19 protein-coding genes are annotated in these 22,438 nt (G+C 58.2%); 4 read left to right on the top strand and 15 right to left on the bottom strand.

The annotated features are described in order from the left end of the window. Positions 1-702: 702 nt before the first annotated feature. Positions 703-1,470: a creatininase family protein gene (locus EDC14_RS02420; RefSeq protein ID WP_243662772.1), complete on the top strand. Its 768-nt coding sequence runs from the start codon at positions 703-705 to the stop codon at positions 1,468-1,470. A gap of 157 nt (positions 1,471-1,627) precedes the next feature. On the opposite strand, the gene EDC14_RS02415 is transcribed toward EDC14_RS02420, so the two are convergent. From EDC14_RS02415 to EDC14_RS02350, 14 genes are all read right to left on the bottom strand, one after another. Beyond that, positions 1,628-2,647, bottom strand: a complete 1,020-nt coding sequence (locus tag EDC14_RS02415) for a hypothetical protein (protein ID WP_132012585.1) — start codon at positions 2,645-2,647, stop codon at positions 1,628-1,630. A 12-nt stretch (positions 2,648-2,659) separates the two neighbouring features. Then, positions 2,660-3,421 (bottom strand): outer membrane lipoprotein-sorting protein, encoded by a 762-nt coding sequence (locus EDC14_RS02410; protein ID WP_132012584.1) that lies wholly within the window; start codon positions 3,419-3,421, stop codon positions 2,660-2,662. A gap of 272 nt (positions 3,422-3,693) precedes the next feature. Continuing rightward, positions 3,694-4,953 carry an ABC transporter permease gene (locus EDC14_RS02405; protein ID WP_132012583.1) on the bottom strand — a complete coding sequence of 420 codons (1,260 nt, stop codon included), beginning with the start codon at positions 4,951-4,953 and terminating at the stop codon, positions 3,694-3,696. Between the two features lie 68 nt (positions 4,954-5,021). Then, positions 5,022-6,251: an ABC transporter permease gene (locus EDC14_RS02400; RefSeq protein ID WP_207930694.1), complete on the bottom strand. Its 1,230-nt coding sequence runs from the start codon at positions 6,249-6,251 to the stop codon at positions 5,022-5,024. Between the two features lie 5 nt (positions 6,252-6,256). After that, complete coding sequence (locus EDC14_RS02395) at positions 6,257-6,943, bottom strand: ABC transporter ATP-binding protein (RefSeq protein ID WP_132012581.1); 687 nt, start codon at positions 6,941-6,943, stop codon at positions 6,257-6,259. Positions 6,944-7,020: 77 nt separating this feature from the next. Then, positions 7,021-7,332, bottom strand: coding sequence for a winged helix-turn-helix domain-containing protein (locus EDC14_RS02390; RefSeq protein WP_132012580.1), 312 nt, complete (start codon positions 7,330-7,332; stop codon positions 7,021-7,023). 6 nt (positions 7,333-7,338) lie between these two features. After that, positions 7,339-8,016, bottom strand: coding sequence for a hypothetical protein (locus tag EDC14_RS02385; protein ID WP_132012579.1), 678 nt, complete (start codon positions 8,014-8,016; stop codon positions 7,339-7,341). 327 nt (positions 8,017-8,343) lie between these two features. After that, positions 8,344-9,678, bottom strand: a complete 1,335-nt coding sequence (locus tag EDC14_RS02380; RefSeq protein ID WP_132012578.1) for a hypothetical protein — start codon at positions 9,676-9,678, stop codon at positions 8,344-8,346. 266 nt (positions 9,679-9,944) lie between these two features. Continuing rightward, the gene (locus EDC14_RS02375; protein WP_132012746.1) at positions 9,945-11,231 is read right to left on the bottom strand and encodes a class II aldolase/adducin family protein; all 1,287 of its coding nucleotides are present in this window, start codon (positions 11,229-11,231) and stop codon (positions 9,945-9,947) included. Positions 11,232-11,787: 556 nt separating this feature from the next. Next, a complete protein-coding gene (locus EDC14_RS02370) occupies positions 11,788-12,300 on the bottom strand; it encodes a GNAT family N-acetyltransferase (protein WP_132012577.1) in 513 nt (170 codons plus the stop codon). 153 nt (positions 12,301-12,453) lie between these two features. Next, positions 12,454-16,080 carry a hybrid sensor histidine kinase/response regulator gene (locus EDC14_RS02365; RefSeq protein ID WP_165907737.1) on the bottom strand — a complete coding sequence of 1,209 codons (3,627 nt, stop codon included), beginning with the start codon at positions 16,078-16,080 and terminating at the stop codon, positions 12,454-12,456. Between the two features lie 313 nt (positions 16,081-16,393). Continuing rightward, positions 16,394-16,756, bottom strand: a complete 363-nt coding sequence (locus tag EDC14_RS02360; protein WP_132012575.1) for a GIY-YIG nuclease family protein — start codon at positions 16,754-16,756, stop codon at positions 16,394-16,396. Positions 16,757-16,784: 28 nt separating this feature from the next. After that, positions 16,785-17,222, bottom strand: coding sequence for a DUF2087 domain-containing protein (locus EDC14_RS02355; protein WP_132012574.1), 438 nt, complete (start codon positions 17,220-17,222; stop codon positions 16,785-16,787). Between the two features lie 45 nt (positions 17,223-17,267). Then, positions 17,268-18,026, bottom strand: coding sequence for a DUF2087 domain-containing protein (locus tag EDC14_RS02350; RefSeq protein ID WP_132012573.1), 759 nt, complete (start codon positions 18,024-18,026; stop codon positions 17,268-17,270). 288 nt (positions 18,027-18,314) lie between these two features. On the opposite strand from EDC14_RS02350, the gene EDC14_RS02345 reads away from it, so the two are divergent. Both EDC14_RS02345 and EDC14_RS02340 read left to right on the top strand, forming a co-directional pair. After that, positions 18,315-18,830, top strand: a complete 516-nt coding sequence (locus EDC14_RS02345; protein WP_132012572.1) for a GNAT family N-acetyltransferase — start codon at positions 18,315-18,317, stop codon at positions 18,828-18,830. A gap of 120 nt (positions 18,831-18,950) precedes the next feature. Then, positions 18,951-19,517 carry a nitroreductase family protein gene (locus EDC14_RS02340; protein WP_132012571.1) on the top strand — a complete coding sequence of 189 codons (567 nt, stop codon included), beginning with the start codon at positions 18,951-18,953 and terminating at the stop codon, positions 19,515-19,517. A 96-nt stretch (positions 19,518-19,613) separates the two neighbouring features. Here the strand turns inward: EDC14_RS02340 and EDC14_RS02335 are convergent, their stop codons facing one another. Beyond that, the gene (locus EDC14_RS02335; RefSeq protein WP_165907736.1) at positions 19,614-20,639 is read right to left on the bottom strand and encodes an aldose 1-epimerase; all 1,026 of its coding nucleotides are present in this window, start codon (positions 20,637-20,639) and stop codon (positions 19,614-19,616) included. 192 nt (positions 20,640-20,831) lie between these two features. Here EDC14_RS02335 and EDC14_RS02330 point away from each other — a divergent pair, with 192 nt between their 5' ends. Then, positions 20,832-22,256: an MFS transporter gene (locus tag EDC14_RS02330; RefSeq protein ID WP_243662771.1), complete on the top strand. Its 1,425-nt coding sequence runs from the start codon at positions 20,832-20,834 to the stop codon at positions 22,254-22,256. Positions 22,257-22,438: the final 182 nt, after the last annotated feature.

Here is a 22,438-nt window from a genome sequence, read left to right as displayed (position 1 = left end):
TCGAAGACCTCCTTAGTTTGATGGAATGAGGCCATTATAATGCGGGAGATTAAAAAGCTTTGAAAGAGGGTCTAAACGAAGTATAAAAATCTTTAAAAATTTTATAAATTCCCCCCATCCCTCTCCATCGTCACCCGGTGAAACCCGGAACGGCTCAAGCATCTCCTTCATTCGCAAACGATCCATCTTGATTCACAAACGATCGACCCGGAACGGCTCAAGCATCTCCTTCATCCACAAAAGATCGATCCTGATTCACAAAAGGAAGATCTTTATCCACAAATGATCGATCTTCTTTCATAAAAGATCGATCCGGAACGACTCAAGCATCTCCTTTATCCACAGCAGATCAATCTTGATTCACAAAAGGTTGATCTTTATCCACAAACGATCGATCTTCTTTCACAAAAGATCGAACGGCGGTCTCCGCCACAGGATCGGGCCAAGTCGGTCAAACCGGCGGCGATCCGCAACGCCCTGGCCAAAACCGCCAATTTCAAGGCAGTCACCGGGACCATCACCTACGAGGCTGGCAAACGGGTTCCGAAGAAGTCAGTCTCCGTTCTGCAAGTGGTCAATGACCAATTCAAGTTCGTGAAGGAAGTCACTCCCTAAAGTTCAGCCGTTCCATCCGGACCGGGGCCGCGGCGTTCAGTCGAGGCCGCGGTCCTTTCCCAATTCATTTGCAAAGGAGATTGCCTGATGAGCATCTTGCAAAAAATGACCGGCCATCAATATCGGACCGGCCCCAAATTTGACAAAGCCATCATTGCCGTGGGTTCGTGTGAAAACCACGGTTATCACCTGCCCTTCGGGACCGACACCTTTGTCTCCTCGATGCTGGCGGAACGTGTGGCCGAACAGGTCGAAGGCCTGCTGGTCCTGCCGCCGGTCAACGTCGGCATGAGCCAGCACTACGCCCATTTCCCGTTCAGCCTGACCCTCAGCCCGGAAACGTTGATCGCGGTGTTAAAGGATATTCTGGAGAGCACCGTCAGGAACGGCATCGAGAAGATCTTCATCATGAACGGCCACGACGGCAACATCGCGCCGATTGAGATCGCCGCCCGCGCCATCAAATTGGCCCATCCCCGGGCCAAGATCGCCACCCTCGACGCCTGGTGGGTCACTGCCGGCAAACTGTTGCCCAAAGACACCTTCGCGGTCTGGAATGGCCTGGGCCACGCCGGCGAAGGCGAAACCTCCATCGGGCTGGCGCTCTTCCCGGAGCTGATCCAGATGGAGCACGCCAAAGGGGTGGTGCCCAATCTGCCTGAGAATATCGAGATCAAATGGAATTTCGCCGAGCTGACCAATACCGGGGCCACCGGCGACCCCAGCAAAGCCACTGCCGGCAAGGGCCAAAAGATGGTCCGCGTCTTAGTCGACGAGGTGGTCCGTTTCATCCGGGAGATGGATGGCCGGAACTGGCAATACGCCTCGCCGGAGTCGGCCTTGCCGCAAGGCTGAATTGATATCTGACTATCAATTATTCCGGTCACCCTATCATTCACAAAGCTCATGAAACGATGCTTCTCCCGACATCCGGATACGAAAACGATCCATCCCGCCTTGAAGGCGGGATGGATCGTTCCCATCATCGTCCGGGGATTATCTCTAAACCAGTTCAAAAAAAATACTTCATCTCCACCGTAGCCCCGACTTTAGCGCCTTGTACCCTGGTCCGAAACTCGGTGCCGCCCGCTCCGGCGACTGTCATCAGCGCGCCCCGCACCGTAAGATTGTCACTGAGCTGAACGTCGGCGATTCCTTGCAGAATCACGCCCCCATCGTCCAGATTGGCGATCGCGGTAATGCTGCAAGTGGTCAGCTGGTCCCAAGGGATTTGCAGCCCCACGGCCAGATAATTCTGATTGGAATATCGCAGCTCCCGGTTCTTGTTTTCCGACCAAAGCGCGGCCAATTCCGGCCCGGCCTTGCTCAGATCGTTCCGGTAATATTCCAGATACAGTTGATTGCCCGATCGCAGCACTTTGCGCCAGCCGACCAAGCCCGCCAATTCCCCCTGGTCGAACGAAGCTTCGGCCCAATGGTAGGCGCCTTCCCCGTAAAATCCGGCCAACCCCCCTTGAAAATCAAACCCCAGCGAGTGGATATACCCCGGTTGGTAGACACCCAGCAGCCGCAGGTTGGTAGGTCCGATCCGCCATTCGGATCGGGCCCCGATCATCTCATCGCCGGCAATGAAATCCACGGCCGTCAAGGCCGAGGTCGACCAGCGCAACACCGCTAGAGCTTTGCCGGGCCTGGTTTCTTCCTGGGCCAGCGGAGTCAGCGGGGTGACGAGGTCGGTGGGACGGAAGAACCAGCCGATCCCCCAGCTGACTCCCTGCCGGCCGAGGTTGAGCCGGACCGGCCCCTGTTCGTACCGGATATAGCAGCGCTCCAACTTCCCTTGCCACTCCTCATCGGCTTGGTCGATGGCGATCTGGTTCTTCAAGAAAAAGACGGAATGGGGCCCTAAAGACCAGTCGCCGCTGGTGGTGAAACCGGTCCGCCACGCCAACTCGGAATTGGCGTCATCTCCGCCGGCGGTGGCGTCCCATTCCACTTTCACCGCCGCGCCGGCGGGCATGGCATAGACCAATAGCAGGAAAACCGCACAGACGCAGATCTTTCGCAGCATGCTTTTGCCTCCTTAACGGCCGGTCAAGTGTTGCCGGGTGAAGGTTCCCGCCGGAATCGGGACGTTGAACTGAATCTTTTCAATGACAAACCGGGTGCTGGAATTTTTGCGCAGCTTATCGGCCATCACCACCACGGTGGGATAATAACGGTTTTCAAACTGCTCCACCTTCTCAATGCTGGAGACCTTTAAGAGCTTGCCGCTGGGCGCGTACATCTCTTCCTTGAGTTCGATGAAACGTTCTTTATCAACCCAGATTTTGCGCTGATAGTAACTGACCTCCACATTGTCCCTGGCGATCAAATCCAACAGGAAACAGGGGCGGTCGCCGATGGTGGCTTCCCCGATGAGTTTGGCCCGGTAAAGATCCCGCAAATGTTGGGCTTCCAAGGCATCCTGGTAGGAAAAGTCGCTGCCGGCCATGCCCTGTCTCAACATGTCGCCGGAGAGCTTGACCTCGCTCTCCGCCGTGGGCGAGAATATCCATAGATCATCTTTGAGCTTTAAGATCCTGGACTGGTCCCGCTTGTCGGTGAATTCCACAAAGGATTTCTCCCGGCCCTCGTTCCAGCCGCGCATGGCTTTGGTGACCTTCCGGCTGCCGATGGTGATTTCCATCCGCGATTCGGTATAGGCTGATTGATAAAAATGATTTTGGTCGATTCGGGCCAGAATTTCATCCGGCGAAAGCCCGGCGGCTTCAAGTCCCGGGATGGCGGCGGCCGCCAACACCGTGAACAGCATGAAAAGCCATGCCCCAATATTTTTATTCATCGCGAATCCTCCCCTAAAAATTGGTTAACCCCGTAAATCGCCCCGGTTCTTGGACGGTTGGTTTATAGTTCGTATCCTGGGCTTTATCACGGCTCTTTCCGGAACTGACAACCAGGAAAACAAGCACCGCCAACCATATAGGATGAAATAAATTTCTTAATAAGATTTGCATTCCTAATGCAACGACTTTTAACAAAGCCGTTTGCATAGAAGGCCGAATGCAAATGGAATCAAACGGAATTTAATTCAACTTATATATAACACTTTTCCGGCTAAATCGTGCGCAACGCTTCGGTCGGTTTCAGAGCAGCCGCCCGGCGGGCCGGCAGGTAAGCGGCCAGCATGGTAACGACGACCCCCAGGCCAAAACTGAAGAGCAAAACCGACCCACGGTACGAGGGGTATAGTTTGGGCGCGAAAGTCAACTCCGGCGGCATGATCTTTAAAGTTTGCGAAATGTCGATGCCGGTTCGGGACAAGATCCAATTGCAAAGCCCGCCCAAGATGGTTCCGGCGGCGCTACCCAGCACGGCGATGCTCAAACCTTCGACGATGAAAAGGGTCTGAATTTCACGCGCCGTCATTCCCAGGGCGGCCAACATGCCGATCTCCTTGGACCGTTCGGCAACGACCATCGTCAGGGTGTTAAAGACTACAAACGAAGCCAGCATGAGCATGAAAACGTAAAAACCGTTATAGACGCCGCGAGCCTGTTCCATGGTCACAATCAACTGATTATACTGGTTCCAGGGAATCACCATGAGTTTCTCAGCTCCGGCGGCCAGCCGGTTCCGGAGTTCGCGCTGAAGATTCCCGGTGCGGTTGGCGTTGGGACCGAAGACCACGATCTCGGTGACCATGTCTTCCAGTTCCAGCAGGCTCATGGCTTGATCCAAAGGCAGGTATACCGTGCCTTCATCCAACATTTTCAAACCGCTGGCCATCTTGCCGACAATAGTGAAGGTGGCGGCCTTAAACGATCCGAGCGAGGTGCTGAATACGGCGTTTACTTTGTCGCCCACCTCCAGCCGGAGTTTTTTCAACAAGTCGACGCCCAGCATGATCTCTTGTTTTCCCGGCCGCGGCAGCCGGCCGGCTCCGCGATCCGTTAAGAACCGGTCCAAATGGCTGATCCGGTTTTCGGCGGCCAGATCGGCGCCGATCCCCAGGACGGTTTCTTGCTCCTCGCCCGTTGCCAGGATCATTCCAAAACGAATCCGGCCGGTGGCTTCAGTGACTTCCGGCAGCTTCCGGATATCTCCGACAAGCCCGGAATAGGTTTTCCCGGACTCGCCCACCGGATAGGCCAGGGACAGGAGCCGCTCCTTGGCCCGGTATTCCGGCCGGATGATCCGGAGATGGCCCGAGTTTAAATTGATATTCTGATCGAGCATCGTATCCAGCATGCCATCGACAAAGCCTTTGAACAGGATCACTACCAGCACGCCCATGGCCACCGCCAGCAGGCTCAGCCGGGTCCGGCCCGGATGTCGGCCCAGATTCCGCCAGGCCATACGGATCAATTGAAGCATGATTCTCCCTCCTGCTATAGCATTGGACTTTCATAAAATGGGCCGAACCAAACCGCTACGCTTGGGTATCATATTTTGCGCAAGCTGATGGCGGGGTCCGCTTGGGCCGCCTTGCGCGCCGGGAGGAGGCTGGCCGCCATCGCGACCAACAGGCCAAAACAGACGGCGCCGAAGATAACCGGCCAGTTCCAGACGCCATATAATTTGCCGACTGAAAGCCCCATGCTGCCGCCGTACATTTTGGCAAAATCCCAACCATGATTGACCAAATAGAGATTGGCCAGTACCGCCAGAAGAACCCCGGCCAGTCCCCCCATCAATCCGATGCCCATGGCTTCGTAGGCAAACAACCGGGTAATCTCCGCTTCGGTCATCCCCATGGCTTTCAAAATTCCGATCTCCCTCACCCGTTCCAGGGATGCCAGCAAGACGGAGTTGACCACCCCGATAAAAGAGATGACTCCCACCAGGAACAACAGGACATAGCTAAAACCGCGCTTCGCTTCCATGGCGGCCAAAAACCCTTCGGCCGCCTCACGCCAGGTTTTGATCCGGAATGCCGTTCCGTGGGGATCCAGTTGCCGGAGCGCCTGGATGACCGGTCCTAAATTGGCGAACGATTCGGTTTTGACCACAATCATCGAGATCGCACCGGCGGTTCCCAAGGCATTTTCCGCCGTATCCAGCGGAATGAAGACCTGGCTCTCGTTCACCGCCGGGTTGGGCGAATCAATCAGTCCGACGAGCTTTACGTCGAGTGCTTGAAAGGTATTCAACCGGGTCCGGGTCCGGATGGTTACCATATCCCCCAATTTCACCTGGAGAAGTTCGGCAACGCTTTTTCCCAAAACGATCGCCGCCTCTCCGGGCCGGAGCCAGCGCCCGGCGACATAACCGGGAATCCGGAAGACTGCGGCATCCCGCTGCGGATCGACCCCGACGCCGGTTAACGGCAATTCTTCCAGCCCGGTGGTGAGCGATACCGGAAACAATAACCGGGGCGTAACGCCGCTGATGCCGGGCATTTTGGCGATGCGCCCGACAACCGCCCGGCCGTTGGGGATCAAATGCTTTAGACTGACTGATTTCTCCTCGGCGGCCGCTTTCGGGAGCACTTGAATATGGCCCACCTCCAGATTGAGCATATTCTGAACCGATTCCCGGTCCATCCCGGCCATCATCGAATCAAAGATGATGTAATAAAAGATGCCAAAGGCAATGGCCAGGGTAGTTAGGATCGCCCGGCGTTTATGGCGCAATAGGTTCTTAAAGGCTAAACCGGCATAAAAGCGGAGCATCATTCCTACCTCCTCTCATCGTTCACGATCCGGCCGTCGCGCATGCTCACCAGGCGGCGGGCATATTTCATTACCAGTGGGTCATGGGTGGAGAAGATAAAGGTGGTCCGGCGCTGCTGATTCAATTCTTTCATCAATTCCAGGATGGCTTCGGAGTTTTCCGAATCGAGGTTGGCGGTGGGTTCATCGGCCAGGATGATCTTGGGCTCTTTCACCAAAGCCCGGGCAATGGCGACCCGTTGTTGCTGCCCGCCGGAGAGGTCGGCCGGCCTCCGGTGCTCCAAACCTTTCAACCCCACGTCGGCCAGGATTTTGAAGACCCGCTCCCTGATGGTCGCGGGCGGATATTTCTTCAATAAAACCAACGGCAGTTCCACGTTCTCATAAGCGGTCAACACCGGTATCAGGTTATAGGTCTGAAAAATAAAGCCGATCTTATCCCGGCGCAATCTGGCCAATTGGATCTTATCCATCGTCGCCACCTCGACGTTGTCAATGAATAATTGGCCCTCCGTGGCTTGGTCGAGACAACCGAGCAGATTTAACAGCGTGGTTTTGCCGGAGCCAGACGGGCCCGCTAAGGACGTAAATTCTCCCTCGTCAACGGCGAAGTCGATTCCCCGCAGAGCCGGAGCTTCCATTCGATTTTGGTTGTAATTTTTGACGACTCTTTGCGCTGTAACCACACTCATTGGATAGTGCCTCCTTTTCCCGTTTCACCCATTCCGGCGAGAGTCTTATTTCCGGCCGAGGATCCTTATGATTACTCTTATGGCTCTAAGTTTTTAAAAGTGTTGATCAACGCTTCCATCTCCAGCATGTATTTTTTCAGAGCGGCCACTCCCTCCGGAGTCAAGGAGACATTCGTAACCGGTTTTTTGCTTTGAAAGCTCTTTTGGCTCCGGATATACCCGGCCTGCTCCAGGTTGGTTAACTGCACCGACAAGTTGCCGGAAGTCATATCGAGATTCTCTTTCAAATCAGTGAACGAGACCTTTTGCTGATTGCTGCTGGCGAGATAGATGAGGATCAATAATCTGGCCCGCTCGTGAATGATCTTGTCAAAGTCGTATTTGGCCAATTTTGTTCATCCCACCTTGTTCCGCTCATTCCTGGCAGTGATCAGGCTGACTAGATACATGACAATAAAGCCCACTCCGAAGGTGACGGAGAGCGCTAGGGTGGTCTGAGCCGGACCCAGAATAAACAAGACGCCAAAACCGGTAACCAGCAGCCAGGCTCCTCCGATGACCAATTCGGTCAGGTACAAAAAATTTGTCATGGAATGGATCATCAAGCCGTACAGAATCGCCAAACAAGGGACCAGATAACCGCTCCACCCGTGGCTGACCAGGAAAAACACAGCCAATCCGATCACGAATCCATAGGGGGCGACGATGGCCATCGTATTCCGGGTATACACTTCCTTAAGCAATTGCCGGAACGTAAGATCCGCGCCCAATTCCCGGACGCTCTGGCGGATCAATCGCGCCTTGGTATAGGAGAGCCAAACCATCAGAATGCCCAACAAGCTGTAATAAACGGTTTTCATGGCTCCGGGGATGGCGCCGTACGAACCGTAGTATCCCATCAACCACTGGATCGCGGCGGCAAAGCCGATCGTCAGCAGGCCGGTCGCAAGATAGAGCGGCCGGAGCGTTTTGGAGGAGATGGACTTGAAGACCCGGTTCGTCCGCATCACGGCATTTTTCAGATAACGGAAATCATCGATCAATTGAGTGAGCTCTTGTGATTTATCTTTCATGACTATGAACTCCTTTTGGATGTGTCTCGACATAATTGGAACGGCCAGGGTTCATGTCGTGACATTTGGTTTATATCATAAACTAATTTATATAATAATATGCCTTGAACAATTATTCAACAGGAAAGGATTGCTGCCCGCGTAAAAAAAGCCCTAATCCTTTTAGTCTTCAGGATTAGGGCTTCGCCATTTTCCAAAATACAAGTTGATAGATGGAACCCGGAGTTATCGCAATGAACGGGTTATTGGATCACGACATGCGCAAGGCGTTGCAATAACCCGCCGTCAGCCGCCGGATGCAACTCGGTAGAGCATTTCCAAATGAATTTATCTCCCGGCTGACTCTTTGCGGCGCCGTTTCCGCTCGCTCAAGAAGTCGATGACCTGGCCATTTTCCCCGCAATCCGCCGCCGGAGCATGACATGCCTCATGCTCCTCCCCTTCGCAGCAGTCTTCCTCGTCATCGCCGGCGTCGGCATCGAACTCTTCCGCGTCGAAATCCAGATAATCCCGGCTCGCCAATACGACCTGGAGCAAGTCCTCGTCAGCGACGTCCGCGGGGATCGCCTGCTCCCGGCGGGGTTTCTCCCCCCGGGCCAGCCAGTCCTCGCCCAGGACGGTCAGGTCATATTCGGCGGCGGCCGCGAACAGCTTGCTGCGCATCGTTTTGAAATCATCCAGCTCGGCCAGGAGATCGTCCACTTCCAGCTCCAGATCGTAGACCTCCGGATAGACCGGCTGGATCAACTGGAGATAATAGCCGAAGGGCGTAAAGAAGTAGAGATCCAGATAGACCTGGAGCCAGAGGAACTTGGTCAGATTCTCCAAACCATCCTCGCCCGCTTGGGAATACTGTTCCAAATCGCCGGTCAGCATCAATTCGTCGAACTGCTGTTGATCAACGCCCATTCGCCGCAAGACTGCTTCCAAAAGCCCCTCCAGCCGGCCGGGATGTTTGAGCAACCCTTTGATCTTGGCCACGGTAAATTCCAGCGCCGCTTCCGGAAAGGCCTGGGCCAACGTCTTGGAGCAGAGCCGGATGGCGGCGTCGACCAGGCGCCCAAATTGTTCCGTCGCGTCCAGGTCGAGGAATTCGGCAGCACCCGGCGCCGTCTTGCCGGTGATGCCGAAGGGCGTCTCCTCGCATTCGAGAAGCCCGGCTTCCAGGGCGATCAGTCCGAGCGTGTTGAGATAATGGCGATCTTCCAGAAAGAAGCCGGCTTTCAGCTTGTCCTGCTCCCGAGGGAGCAGGATGCCGGGATGCTCCATGGCCAACCCCCGCGTCGCGCTCTCCAATAGAGATTTCAAATCCTCGACCAGTGGATGGTGGTCCGCCTGAACCCGCACGAGATGATAATCGAGGCCTTCGTCGCTTGGGTCCTGGCGGGTGACCCGTAGGACGGGGACTACCATGAAACCCCGGCCGAACTCTCGCTCGCAGAGGGTGTTGACGATCCCCGCCGGCGTAATCAGCGCATCGGGATCCAGTACCGAATAGTAGTATTTCCGAAACATCTGCTGGACACAATGGGCCAGCGCCTCCCGCTCCGGCGGCTCTATCTCCCCAGCCAACTCCTGAAACTGCTCTATAAAATTGGCGACGGCCGCGGTGACGCTTTTCTGCCGCCCCAAAAACTCTCGGACCTTCTCCGGGCACTCCATTGCTTTACTCCTCTCCCGCTTTTCCCGCCCCATCCGGGCGTGGCTTCTCGACAATTCCGCGGGGATGCCGTCCAGCCGACTTCCCTGGCCCGGCCATGGACTCCCCGAATGTTAGTATATCAAAAAGACCCGCGGAAATGAATCCCATTTCCGGCCAATTCCTGGGCCGTCTCAAAAATATCGCAATGAAGCCGACGGCTTTCCTTTGAAATGAACCGTCGGCTTCATCGGATGCGTCCTGGCGGACCGAGGCCGGATTTTCCCGGTTAAAGCTTGAAAGCCTCCTCGATCTCCGTGATCTTTTCCTGGTCGATGATGGCGATCTCGCCGATGCTCTTCGACGCAATGATCGCCTTGGCGCTGTACTCGGCCACTTCCAGACGGTCAAAGGCGTTCAGCAGCGTGCTGCCGGTGACGATGATGCAGTCGTTTTCCATCATGACGATGGGATTTTCCTTGGTGAAGGACTCGGCGACGCTGGCCGGCTGCATAAAGCTGGAGCCGAAGGGAAGCTTCCGGATATTGCGCAACATGATATAGCTTTCGGGGATGGTCCGCGAATCAAACTGCTCCTTGGTCACTGCAAACGCCATGATATTGGGGGGATGGGCGATCAGGACCGCGTTGATGTGCGGATGCATGTCATAGATATACTTATGCAGCATGACCGAGCGGCTGGGCACCTTGCCCGCCTCCCGCAGGCCGTTGTCAATCCGTACGATCTCGCTGGTCTCCAGATACTTCCGGTCGATCATGTACGGGGTGATCAGGAACGACTGCGCGTTCAGCCGGGTCGAGAAAGTCCCCTGCGTGCTGGTGAAGAGCTGCTGGTCGTAGGCGCGGTGAATCAGCTCGCACATCTCTTTCCGCGCCAGCCGCTCTTCGCTGCTGAAGCTGTGCGGGATGAACTCGTTCATCATCACATGCTGCTTGTTCTTGGAAAGTTCGATATCCTTCGGGGTCAGCGAGACCGGCGTGCCGATCCGGTTGGCCTCGATCTCCAGCCGGGCGCAGAAGTCCAGGGTCTCAAAGGCCATAAAGGCCCGAAAAAGATCTTCGCCTACCACCACTACGCCGTGATTCTCCAGCAGCACCGTATTGATCCCCTGCTGCAGGACGGTGGCAATCTTGGCGCCCAGGTCTTCGCTGCCGGGCAGGCCGTACTCGGCCATACCGATGGGTCCGCAGACCAGCGTGGCATTGGGAATCAACCGGGTGTCCGGGATCTTCCGGACAATGCTGAATGAGACCAGCGCCGGCGGATGGGCGTGCAACACCGCCTTGACGTCGGGACGGTTTTTGTAGATGGACTGGTGGAAAGGCAGCTCGCTGGAGGGCTTGTGCTTCCCGAGCACCGTTCCGTCCGGCGTCACCCGGACAATATCCTGGCCGGTTAAAGAGCCTTTGTCGACTCCGGCCGGCGTGATCCAGACATCGCCGTTGTCATCGCGGATCGACAGGTTTCCGCCCGAGGTGGTCGTCATACCGTAGCCGTAAATCCGTTCCATGATCATCACCAATTGATCGGCGGGGTGCAACAGTTCAAAACGCATGGTTCTATCAGCTTCTTTCATACGACAATATGACCTCATCCATTTCCCAGCTCTTCGATGGCATGCCCATGCGCCCGTTCCCAAAGGCCGGATGCGGGCCTCCATAAGCTTCTCTCATCGAAAGTGACGCCATGAATCCGCGCGGATCCCATCCTCCCGCGAATCATGTCGTCGTATCTATGCAACGACATGATTCCTTAGTGTTTGATGATTTGCGAAAATAACGAAGGCTTCACCGTTTTTTCGCAAATCATGTCATTCAAATCATGTCGTTGCATCTAGCTGCAGTAATTTATTTTCACAAAATTCCTTATCGTTTGAAAATATCCTTCTTGATCCCGCGATTTTTTTATTCCCAAAAAACGGTCCTTTTCTTAAAAAAACCCTCATCGAACTGCATAGGAATTCCCATGGGCGCGGCCGGCCGGGGTCTTTTCATCAAGATTTAACAATTTTGCGCCGGCCCGCGCCGCATACGAAAACGCCAGTCCCTTGGCAGATGCTCAAGGACGGCGCGCAGCCAAAAAGGCGCTCCGGATCGGAGCGCCTTTGCCGTTCAGCCGTCGGTCGGCCGGGCCGGGCCGGCCAGTTCCAATTGGTAAAAAGCCAGGTCGAGCCAGTTGCCGAATTTGAACCCCGCCTTCTTGATCACTCCGGAACAGGTGAACCCCAACTTCTGGTGCAGGTGAATGCTGGCCAGGTTGGCCGCGTCGATCCCTGCCACCAGCGTGGCATACTCCCGTTGGTTGGCGATCCGGATGATCTCCCGCAGCAGCCCGGCGCCCACGCCGCGGCCGCGCTGGTCGTGCCGCACATAGACCAGGTGCTCGATAGTGTACTTATAGGCCGGCCAGGCCCGGAACGGGCCGAAGGAGGCAAAGCCGGCTACCTCCCCTTCGATCTCGTCTACTAACACCGGATACCCGTCGGCCTGCTTCTTTTGAAACCATTCCCGCCGTTCCTCGAGGGAAAGGGGTTGATAAGCATAAATTGCCGTGGTATGTAGGATCGCATCATTGTAAATCGCCAATATTTCGGCTAAATCAGTCTCTCTGGCATCGCGAATCATCGGGATCCTCCCTTGCATCTAGCGCCGCTCCATGGCCGTTCCGCCGCGCCCATTGCTGCGCGGCTTCGGCAAGCCCCGGTTCCTCCGGCGGTGAAATATCTGCTTTTTAACTTCACCCCCGCTCCGCGATCTCCTGCCCCTCCGGGAAATTATTCAGGGTTCGACCCCACCGTCATCCCTCTCGCCGGAGTGGAAGACCCGGTGCAAGACCTCCTGAAGCTCGTCGATCTTGTACGGTTTGCTGACCACGCCGGAAAAGCCGTACCGCTCATAATCGGCCATGATCGGGTCATTGGCGTAGCCGCTGGAGACGATCGCCTTGACCTGCGGGTCATACTCCCTCAGACAGGCGAGGGCCTCCTGCCCGCCCATGCCGCCCGGTATCGTCAGGTCCATGATGACCGCGTCAAAGGGATCCTCTTCCTCCTTGGCCCGCCGGTACATCTCGACAGCCGCGGCCCCGTCGTTGCTGAGCACCACTCGATGGCCGAAGCAGCCCAGCATCTCCCCCACCGCCTTCAGAATCTCCTGCTCGTCATCCATCAGCAGGATCTTCAGTCCGCCGGCGGCGGCGATCTCGCGCTGAACCTCCGCCTGGATCAGCGCCGCATCGGAGGCGGGCAGGTAAATGGTGAAGGTCGTGCCCATTCCTTCTTGGGAGTCGACCTCGATATAGCCGTTATGCTGATGAATGATGGAGTAGGATGTAGCCAGGCCCAAGCCGTTACCCTCTTTTTTGGTGGTGAAGAAGGGATCGAAGATTTTGGACAGGTTCTCCCTAGAGATGCCGACGCCCTGGTCTTGGACGGTGATTTTGACATACTGGCCCGGCTCCATCAGGGTCCCCGGGGCGACCACGCAATTCTCGGCGCTCACCCGGAGCACCCCGCCCCTGGGCATGGCCTGCTTGGCATTGATCACCAAATTATTAATGACCTGGCTGATCTGGCCGACATCGATGGTGGCCGCCCAGAGATCGTCGGGAATCGCGAACTCCGCCTTGGTCTTGGAACCTCTGAGCACGAACTCGGTGTTTTCCCGGAGCAACTCGATGAGGGAGGCGTCTTTTTTGACCGGAACGCCCCCTTTCGAGAAGGTGAGCAACTGTTTGGTGAGCTCGCTGGCCCTGCGGGCCGTCTCCACGGTGTTCAGCAGATAGGTCCGGACATCCTCGTTCTTCTCCAGTTTGAACATGGCCAGCTGGATGTTGGAGAGGATGGCCGCCAGGATATTATTGAAGTCGTGGGCGATGCCGCCAGCCAGAATCCCCAGGGATTCCAGCTTCTCAGCCTTGAGCAGCTCCCGCTCGGTCTTCTGTTTGGCGGAGATGTCCTGGAAAACCGTAACCGTTCCGATGACCCGGCCATCCTTGGCCTTGATGGGCGAATGGTTGATGGCGATCGGAACCTCCCGCAAATCGCGGGTCACCAATATCGGATGGTTAATGGTTCGCATGGCGGCGATCTCCACCAGCGGCTCGCTGGTCTTGTCGTCGATAATGTACATGATCTTGTGGAACGGCTCGCCACTGGCCTCGGCCTGCGAATATCCGGTCAGGCCGGCGGCGGCTTCGTTCATCAAAAAGACCCGTCCCCCCGGGTCGCTCGCCACCACGCCCTCGCCGATGGCGTCCAGCGTGACCCGGAGCAGCTCCCGCTCGGAGGCCAGCCTGTCTTCGAGCTGGCGTTTTCGCGCGGTGATATCTTGGAAGACAAAGATCACGCCCAGAGTCGCCCCCTGGGAATCATAGATGGGGGCGACCGTTCCTCCCAGCCAAACCGGGTCTCCGGGCTCCCGCATGATCACCATCTCTTCGTCGCGGGTCACCTCGCCCCGCAACGCCCGGTATAACGGAGTCTCATTCAGCGAATACGGCGTGCCGTCCGCTTTGCAGAGATTCAGCTTCATGATCCGCTCCGCGTAAGCCGTATGATACTGTTCCCGGGGATAATTCAGCAAATTCATGGCGAATTCGTTGATGTGCACGATTTGGCCGGCCGGATCATAAATGATGATCCCCGCGGCGATGGCGGCGAGGGTCGCACTCAGCTCGGCCGCGCGTTGCTGCGCCTCGTCGCGCGCCCGGAGCGCTGCCGCCGCATGTTCCCGGACGGTGGCGTCCTGGCGCTGCAACTCTTGATAGGCGGTCGTGAGTTCTTCCTGTTGGGCCTGGAGTTCCTCGTTGGCCGCGGTCAGTTCTTCCTGCTGGGCTTGGAGCTCCTCATAAGCGGCGGTCAATTCTTCCTGTTGGGCCTGGAGCTCTTCATTGGCCGCGGCCAGTTCGGCCCGGTTCTCCTGGAGCGCCGCTTCGAAGCGCTGGCGTTCGGTGATGTCGTGAATGATGGAGAAGAGCAACGGCCGGCCGCCAATCTCTACCGGCGTGGAGTGGACTTCGACCCAGCGGAGCTCGCCGCCGGCGAGCCGGTGCGGGAAAATATAATAACCCCTACGCTCTTCCAGCGTCTTCCCGCGCAGCTTAGCCACATCGTCCTCGGGAAGCTGATTGATCTCCTGGATCCTCATGCCGCACAACCGGGCGCGCGGATAACCGTAAAATTCGGCGGCCGCCGCATTGGCATCGATGATTGTGCCGCCATGGGGTTCGATGAGCAGCATGACCGCCTGGTGGCTTTCGAACATCGCCCGGAACCGCCGTTCGCTCTGGTGTAGAGCCTCTTCCATCCTTTTGCGCCCGGTGATGTCTTCGTTGAGCATCACCACGCCGCGAATTTGCCCATCCGGGGAATGATACGGCACGGCCGAATTGAGGATGATTTTCTGGGCGCCGTCAAAGCATTCGATGACCAGTTCTTGGTCCAGGCTGGTTTCGCCCTCCCGGATGGCGCGCGTAATCGCCCAATCCTCCGGCCTGAGCGGCTCCCCGGTATCCAGCCACCTGGCCCGGTACTCGTGGAACCGCTCCGGTCCGACATAGCGGGCTCCGGACCAGATCCGCCGGCCGGCTTCGTTTCCATATACAATGGTCCCGGCCTCGTCGGTAAACCAGACGCCGATCGGCATGTTGTCCACGATCGCCCGCAGCCTGGCTTCGCTCTCCTGAAGCGCCGCGGTCAACCGGCTCTGCTCGGTCACTTCGTGGCTATAGAGGCGAACGGCGCGCTCCTCCGCTAAAAATAAAAAAAGCTGTTGATAGCTGCGATCGTCGAGAGCGAGTATCCGGCTGACCATTTCGGTTCCTCCCGTCTGAAACGTGCGGGAGACCGCCGGCCAGTCCGCCAGCCAAGGATGGTCCATCCCTTTCTCCAGCAAATCCGGGAAGAGCTGAAATGCGGCCGGGTTGGCGTAGCGGATATTACCGTCCAGCTCCAATTCCATAATCGGATTCGGATTCTTTTCGGGGAACGAGGCCAGATAGGTCAACCGGTCGCGGGACTGGCGGGGTCCTCCCCTCTCCATGAAGACCAGCGCGAACTGGCCCCATTCCGGACAGGAGACGTAAATGTCATAGTGCCGGTCCAGCTCCCCGGCGTAACTGTGGAAACGGAGCGGCTCCCCGGTCAGCGCCACCCGGGCGTAGAGCTTCAGCCAGCGCCGGTCGTCCCCCGGCAACACCTGACTCTTGGCCTTGCCGATCACCGCTTCCCGCTTGAGCCCGGTGATCCGCTCGAACCCCGGGTTCAAATCCAGGAAACGGTAGTCGCAAGGCGCCCCCTGCTCGTCGAAGATGAGCTCGTGCAAGGCATAGCCGTCCGCCATCAGGGTGAACAGCGCATAATCGCGTTCGCCGCTGCCGCGAAAGATAGATTGGTCATGATTCATCGCCAGGAACGTTCTCCCTCCCATGCGCCCGTAGACCAGGAATCCGGCGGAGATTCAAAATATCATCCCGTATCGATCGCAATCCGTTTCTCAAACCCCGGGCGGATTGCGACCTATTGTATTCGAAGAAAAAACGTGCGATCGTTTGGACCCTTCGGATTAAAAACTATGGAACAACACTTCGGTGCCTTGGATGATTTTTCCTGCCGTTTGAGACGCGGTGCGCTGAATTATTCGCCGACAAAAAAGCGGATCGCGTCATTGCGACGCCGATCCGCCATTGCTTGCCAAGGGGCCGAAGCTCCCCAAACCGTTACGGTTTTCGCTTGTGATACCCCCGCTCGTCATAGGGCTGCAGCTTCTCCAGCCACAATTCCTCCAAGGCCTTCAGGTCCTCGCGGTAGTCGTAGAGCGGGTCTTCGTTGGGTTTCAACCGGTCCAGGATCTCGATTTCAAAATTCTCCGGTCCGTAGGCTTTCATTTCCGCGTCGAGCCGGCTGTTGCCTTTCCAGCCCCAGTCATATTGGGTCATCATCTGGAAGCGGTTCAGCATCCCGTCGAGATTGAGCGAACTGCCCAACAGCACTTTGCCGTTGACCCGGTTTCGAATCTGAAATATCCCCATGTGCTTGGGCCGGTTCTTATAGGCTAATTTCATTTCGGCGCGCTTATCCATGATGCATACCCTCCTTTACAACAAAAACTCATCCTTGGCTCAGCGCCTGTTTCTGCAGATACTCGGCTTTGCGCTGGGCGATCGCCCGCTCGCCTTCGGCCAGCACCCGGTGGAGATCGGTCCCCGCCACCGCCGGATCGAAGGCGCAGTCGGGCGGGCTGGCCGGACTTACGCGGTAACAGGAGCCGTCCGGCTTACGGTCGAGGAACCGTTCCTCCACCAGCCGGCGGCGCATGGTGACGTGATCCCAGCCCGCGAAGCAGCTGGCCGCAGTCAGCCAGTGTTGGATCACCTGGTTCACCGCGACTTCGGCGTACTCCCGGCCGGGGTCGAAGGCGACGGCCAGACTTTTCAATAGGATAAGCTGATCCCGGCGTTTGGTCGGGAATTCGGTCATCCCGCTCCGCAGGCAGAGATCCACCAGCCGTTTGGTAAAGGTTTCATACGATATGCAAGGAGTTTCCATTTCAATCCTTCCTTTCGTTTTCCGTCCATCCAAGGCGCCTTCGCTTCAGTCTTTCACCCAGTAGAGACTGCCGTCGGCGTGGCGATCCATAAAGCCGTACTCGATCAGGTAGCGGCGCACCGTGACATAGTCGTCATAAGCAGCTTTCAGGAGCTGGTTGACCTCTTTCTCGGTATACTTCCGTTTCGGGTCAAACCGTTGCACCAGGTGTTTCAAGATAACGACCTTGCGTTTTTCTTTTTTGGGAAAGCTATGCAAGGGACCGTCCGGTCCTTCTTTGAAATAAGTCTCCAGGATCGAGCGGCTCTCCGGCTCGGTGATGGCGAACCTTTCGTCCACCATCGTGGCGCCGCGTGGGATCTCGATGAAGGGCTCCGCCTTGGAGCGTTCCTCCAGCAGTTCCATGATGGCCAGAAACACCTTGGCCTGCTTGGCCTTTTCCCGGAAGGAGAAACGCTGGTTGCGGATGGTGGAGGTGTTGCCGTTCTCCATCTTGGCGGCGATCTCTTTATCGCTGAAGTTCTGATAAAAACAGGTCAGCAGGTTCTTCTGATGCTCGGTGAGTCCGGTATATTTTTTGTCCAGTTCCAATAAGAAAGCGAACGTAGAAGAATGTTCGTCCGCAATATGAGTCCGGACCGCCCGCTCGGCGTCTAGCCAAAGATCGCCCTTGGGATAGATCCGCCCCTGGGTGAACCGTTCCCCGCACAGGATGCAGACAAACTCTTCGGTCGCGAGGTCGGCGACATAGCCCCGCTTCATCTCCGCCAAGCTGGCGTTCCAGAATAATTTTGACAATTCCATCCGATTTTTCACCTTATCCGTCTACGATTTATGTAGTCATTATATATTTTCGTCTACTGATTGTCAAGACGCCGCCAAGCTCCTTCGCCCGCCCCGGTCTCTCCCCGGGTCATCCGCTTACCATAAAACCGCGCCAATCCGGGGATCGACCGGCCCCCTCTTCCATCCTTCTTGGAAAATTTGGAAGGAAACCGATAGGAAAATTCCACTCGGTAGCGAATCTATTGCAAAATAACCGCGGGGCCGGAGCCCGCCCTAAAAAGCCGGAAAACGGAGGGGAAACATGGGATGGAGAATCAAACGAACCGGGAGCAACCGGTGATCCGGGAGTTGGGCCCGGCCGAACCGCTGGAGGAGAGCGCGGTCCTGATCCGGGCCGCTTTCGGGACCGTCGCCGCCGAGCTGCGGCTGACCCCGGCGAATTGCCCGACCAATCCGGCCTTTTTGGACCGGAGCGACCTGGAAGCGCTACGGCAGAAAGGCGTCAAGCTGTACGCCCTGCGCAAGGAAGGACGGAGCATCGGCTTTGTGGCCCTCGAAAAGGCCGACCCCGAACTTTATTATCTGGAAAAGCTGGCGGTCCATCCGGACTACCGGCACTGCGGTTATGGCCGCCAATTGCTGGATTTCGCCTTCCGGACAGTCCGGGCGGCCGGCGGCCGGCGGGTCTCCATCGCCATCATCGACGAAAATGCCCGTTTGAAGCGTTGGTATCAGGCCTACGGATTCCGGGAGACCGGCCTGAAAAACTTCCCCCACCTGCCGTTCACCGTCTGCTTTCTGCAAAAGGAGGTCGCCACTTGAGGCCGGAGAGCGCTCGCAGCGCCGATCCGGCGTCCCAAAGGAAAGTACCGGTCTATTCAGGGTCAATATCCGCCCCCATGGGAATCGTCCCGAAATGGGCGAGAAACGGAGGAATCAGGAATGGAATTGATGGAAGCCATTTATCAGCGGCGCTCAATCCGCAAGTACAAGGATGATCCGGTCCCGAAAGAGGTCGTCGGCCGGCTGCTGGAAGCGGCCACTCTGGCGCCGAGCGCCTCCAACTCGCAACCCTGGGCGTTCGCGGTCATTCAAGACCGGGACCGGTTGCTGGGTTATTCGGATCGCGCCAAGGCGCTTTTTCTGGAATGGTTCAAGAACCAAGCCGATCCCCAGGGTTACCTGGCGCTCTTATCCAAGCCCGATTTTAACATCTTTTACGACGCGGGGACCCTGGTGATCATTTACAGCCGTTACGGGAACGTTTCCCCCATGGCGCTCGGCGACTGCTGCCTGGCGGCGGAAAACCTGATGCTGGCAGCGCACGGGCTGGGCCTCGGGAGCTGCTGGATCGGTTTCGCCACGCTCCTGGTGAACGACCCCGCCTTCAAGGAGGAACTGGGCATCCCCCAAGACTATCAGGCGGTGGCGCCGTTGATCCTCGGTTATCCGGAGGCGGTTCCGTCCGGTTACAGCCGGAAGCCCCCTGAGGTGCTGGTTTGGGAATAAGCTCCTCCCCGGGGATTGCGCTGCAAAAACGGGCCGTCCCGGCATCATCCGGCACGGCCCGTTTCACTTTATCCCCTATGAAAAGCGCCAGCCCGGCTACACCTCGCGGACCGCGATCGCGCTTTCCGCCGTCCAGCTAGCGCCAGGCTGCAGCTCCTGATAGCCGGTGAGTTCCGGCGCCAGGTCCAGGTTGGGCGCATTGATGGCCCAGGTCTGAGGCTCGGGGCAGAAGAAGCCCGACGCGCCGTCGTCGTTCCAGAGCATCCAGTGGCGGTATTGCCGGTCCACCGTATAGACCACGCGGAGCCCCTTGGAGCGGTCCTCGATGATCGCGCCGTGGAACGGCCGGCCGTCCACCGTCAACTCCTCGGCGGTGAAATGGCCGGAGATCGGGGTCCCCTGCAGCGGAGCGCCGCCGCTCCGGTAGGCCCGGTCATGTTCGTTCAAGGGCAGCAATTTCCCGGTGGGCAGAATGCGCTCGGTCAGCTCCCATCCCCGGCCCACCGAGACCAGTAGCCGGCAGTCCGCGGCGCTGCTCTCCGGATGGAACGGCACCCGAAAGGCGGTATGAAAGCCGACGCCCAGGGGCAGCGCGACGGCGGCCCGGTTGGTGACGGTCAAGCGCTGCCGCAGCCCGGCACCGGATAAAACGTATTCCTGCTTAAATTCAAATTGGTTTAAGTACGCGGCATAGGAATCGGTCGCGCCGTCGCCGCGGAAGACCGCCTCCGCCTCGACCGCGTCCCCGGCGATTTCCGCCCGGGTCAGTTGCCAGGGGCGGGTCCGCAGGAAGCCGTGGATATGGTTGTGCCCCTTGGCGTCATTCACCGGCAGCTCCACCGCGCGGCCGGCGATGGGCAGCTTGCCGTCTTCGATCCGGTTGGGCGGGAAGAGCAGCGGGAGCCCGTAGATCTGCGGCCGGGCCTTGAAGGCCTCCAGGTCCACCGCAACGGGCGGCCGCAATAGTTCCAGGCCGCGCCGGAGCTCCCGCAGCTCGATGATCTGGGCCCCGACTCCGGGCACCAATACCGCCTCATACCCGCCGGCCCGCAGCCGCACCACCGGTTCGCCCTGCCAGACGCTTCTTTCAATCCCCGCCGGATAACTTGGTCCTTCGCTCATTGAAAACATCCCCTGTCGTTACTGAATTTCCCCCTCTATTGTACAACATCCCGCGCCCAAATTTAATGGCAATCGCGGATCGCCGGCGGGCGAAGCTGCCCCGCCCGCAGCGGGGTTCTCCAGTTTATCGGCAGTCGGAACGGTTTTCCTGACGCTCCGCTGCAGGAGATCGCCGGATCCGTGTAGAATGGGTTGAAGCATACCGCTTATTTTCGCTTCGTGGAGGAAACCGGCATGGATGCGTCATGGCAGCAGCGGATGGCGCGGCTGAACCGCCGCCGCTGGCTGGTCTGGACCCCGTTGGCCTTCGCTTTTCTAGCCTCATACTTTCACCGCACCGCCACCGGCGTGGTGGCCGACAGCCTGATGCGAGAGTTCGCCATCACCCGCGCCGCCGACCTCGGCGGATTGGCGGCGGTTTATTTTTACACCTACGCCGCCATGCAGGTTCCCGCGGGGCTCCTGGCGGACCGTTTCGGCCCGCGACGTACCATCCTGCTGGCCCTGGCCGTGGCCGCGCTGGGCGCGACCCTCTTCGGCCTGGCGCCCAACCTCACCGTCCTTTACTGCGGCCGGTTCCTTTCCAGCCTGGGAGTGAGCCTGATCTATGTCAATATCGTCAAGATCCACGCCGAGTGGTTCCGGGGCCGCGAGTTCGCGACCATGACCGGCCTGATCGTCGTCGCGGGCAGCGCCGGCTTTCTGCTGGCAGCCACGCCGCTGGCGTTCTTCGTCGACCGCTTCGGCTGGCGCGTCTCCTTCCTGGCGATCGCCGCCTACTCGCTGCTGGCGGCGGTGGCCTGCTGGCTGCTGGTACGGGACCGCCCGGCCGCGGTCGGCCTGCCGTCCATCGCCGCGGTGGAAGCCCGGGAGGGCGGCGGACCGCCGCTGGCCGCGGCCGCGGCCGAACCCGCGCCGCCGGAGAACGGTTGGGACAGCCTGCAAAAAATCCTGCTGAATCCCTACACCTGGTGGCCTTTCTGGGCCTCGGTGGCGGTCTACGGCGTCTACATGGCCTTCATGGGCCTCTGGGCGGTGCCCTATTTCATGCAGATCTACGGCATGTCGCGGGTGGCCGCCTCCAACCACATCCTGGCCATGGCCGCCGGCACCATGGTCGGCGGGCCGCTCATCGGCCTCTGGTCCGACCGCCGCGCCACCCGGCGGCTGCCCAATCTCCTGGTCTCCTCGGGCTTCCTCGGCGTCTGGCTGCTGCTGACGGTCTGGAACGGCGGCCGGCCGCCCGAGTGGGCGCTCTACCCCCTCTGTTTCGGGATCGGCCTGGGCATGTCCGGCGTCAACCTCAATGTGGCCTGCGGCAAGGAGGTCAATCCGCCGCAGTGGACCGGGGTCGTCGCTGGGATCGTCAATTCGGGCTCGTTCGTCGGCGCCGCCCTGCTGCAGCCGCTCTTCGGCTGGGTGCTGGACCGGAACTGGGGAGGCCTCGCCGCGCACGGCGTCCGGATCTATCCGCTGTCGGCCTACCGGACCGCCTTCTGGTGCTGCGCCGTCGTCCTGGCGCTGGGAATCCTCTTCATCCTGTGGATCAAGGAGACCGGCTGCGTCAATATCAGCCGGCGGGAGCGGGCGACCGGTCCCGCCGGCGCGCCGCAGTAACCGCGGCCCGGAACGCCGCTTCACGGACGGGCCAAGCGCCCGCGGCGGCGATCCCCCGTCGATCTTCTGTGGCTAAAGTACCTGCTTTTGTGAATGAAGCAGTTGCTTGAATCATTCCGGATCGATCCGCTGTGAATCAGTCACTTGCTTTTGTGAATGAAGCGATTGCTTGAGCCATTCCG

This window comes from Hydrogenispora ethanolica (assembly GCF_004340685.1).
Classification (GTDB): domain Bacteria; phylum Bacillota; class UBA4882; order UBA8346; family UBA8346; genus Hydrogenispora; species Hydrogenispora ethanolica.
This window is presented reverse-complemented; position numbering and strand designations above follow the sequence as displayed.

Excerpts from the sequence above, each read along its gene's own strand:
- EDC14_RS02365 (WP_165907737.1), bottom strand. The coding sequence starts at position 16,080 with ATGAATCATGACCAATCTATCTTTCGCGGCAGCGGCGAACGCGATTAT.
- EDC14_RS02340 (WP_132012571.1), top strand. The coding sequence starts at position 18,951 with ATGGAATTGATGGAAGCCATTTATCAGCGGCGCTCAATCCGCAAGTAC.
- EDC14_RS02355 (WP_132012574.1), bottom strand. The coding sequence starts at position 17,222 with ATGGAAACTCCTTGCATATCGTATGAAACCTTTACCAAACGGCTGGTG.
- EDC14_RS02395 (WP_132012581.1), bottom strand. The coding sequence starts at position 6,943 with ATGAGTGTGGTTACAGCGCAAAGAGTCGTCAAAAATTACAACCAAAAT.
- EDC14_RS02415 (WP_132012585.1), bottom strand. The coding sequence starts at position 2,647 with ATGCTGCGAAAGATCTGCGTCTGTGCGGTTTTCCTGCTATTGGTCTAT.
- EDC14_RS02345 (WP_132012572.1), top strand. The coding sequence starts at position 18,315 with ATGGAGAATCAAACGAACCGGGAGCAACCGGTGATCCGGGAGTTGGGC.
- EDC14_RS02360 (WP_132012575.1), bottom strand. The coding sequence starts at position 16,756 with ATGGATAAGCGCGCCGAAATGAAATTAGCCTATAAGAACCGGCCCAAG.
- EDC14_RS02385 (WP_132012579.1), bottom strand. The coding sequence starts at position 8,016 with ATGAAAGATAAATCACAAGAGCTCACTCAATTGATCGATGATTTCCGT.
- EDC14_RS02350 (WP_132012573.1), bottom strand. The coding sequence starts at position 18,026 with ATGGAATTGTCAAAATTATTCTGGAACGCCAGCTTGGCGGAGATGAAG.
- EDC14_RS02375 (WP_132012746.1), bottom strand. The coding sequence starts at position 11,231 with ATGCGTTTTGAACTGTTGCACCCCGCCGATCAATTGGTGATGATCATG.
- EDC14_RS02380 (WP_132012578.1), bottom strand. The coding sequence starts at position 9,678 with ATGGAGTGCCCGGAGAAGGTCCGAGAGTTTTTGGGGCGGCAGAAAAGC.
- EDC14_RS02405 (WP_132012583.1), bottom strand. The coding sequence starts at position 4,953 with ATGCTTCAATTGATCCGTATGGCCTGGCGGAATCTGGGCCGACATCCG.
- EDC14_RS02410 (WP_132012584.1), bottom strand. The coding sequence starts at position 3,421 with ATGAATAAAAATATTGGGGCATGGCTTTTCATGCTGTTCACGGTGTTG.
- EDC14_RS02335 (WP_165907736.1), bottom strand. The coding sequence starts at position 20,639 with ATGAGCGAAGGACCAAGTTATCCGGCGGGGATTGAAAGAAGCGTCTGG.
- EDC14_RS02400 (WP_207930694.1), bottom strand. The coding sequence starts at position 6,251 with ATGCTCCGCTTTTATGCCGGTTTAGCCTTTAAGAACCTATTGCGCCAT.
- EDC14_RS02420 (WP_243662772.1), top strand. The coding sequence starts at position 703 with ATGAGCATCTTGCAAAAAATGACCGGCCATCAATATCGGACCGGCCCC.
- EDC14_RS02370 (WP_132012577.1), bottom strand. The coding sequence starts at position 12,300 with ATGATTCGCGATGCCAGAGAGACTGATTTAGCCGAAATATTGGCGATT.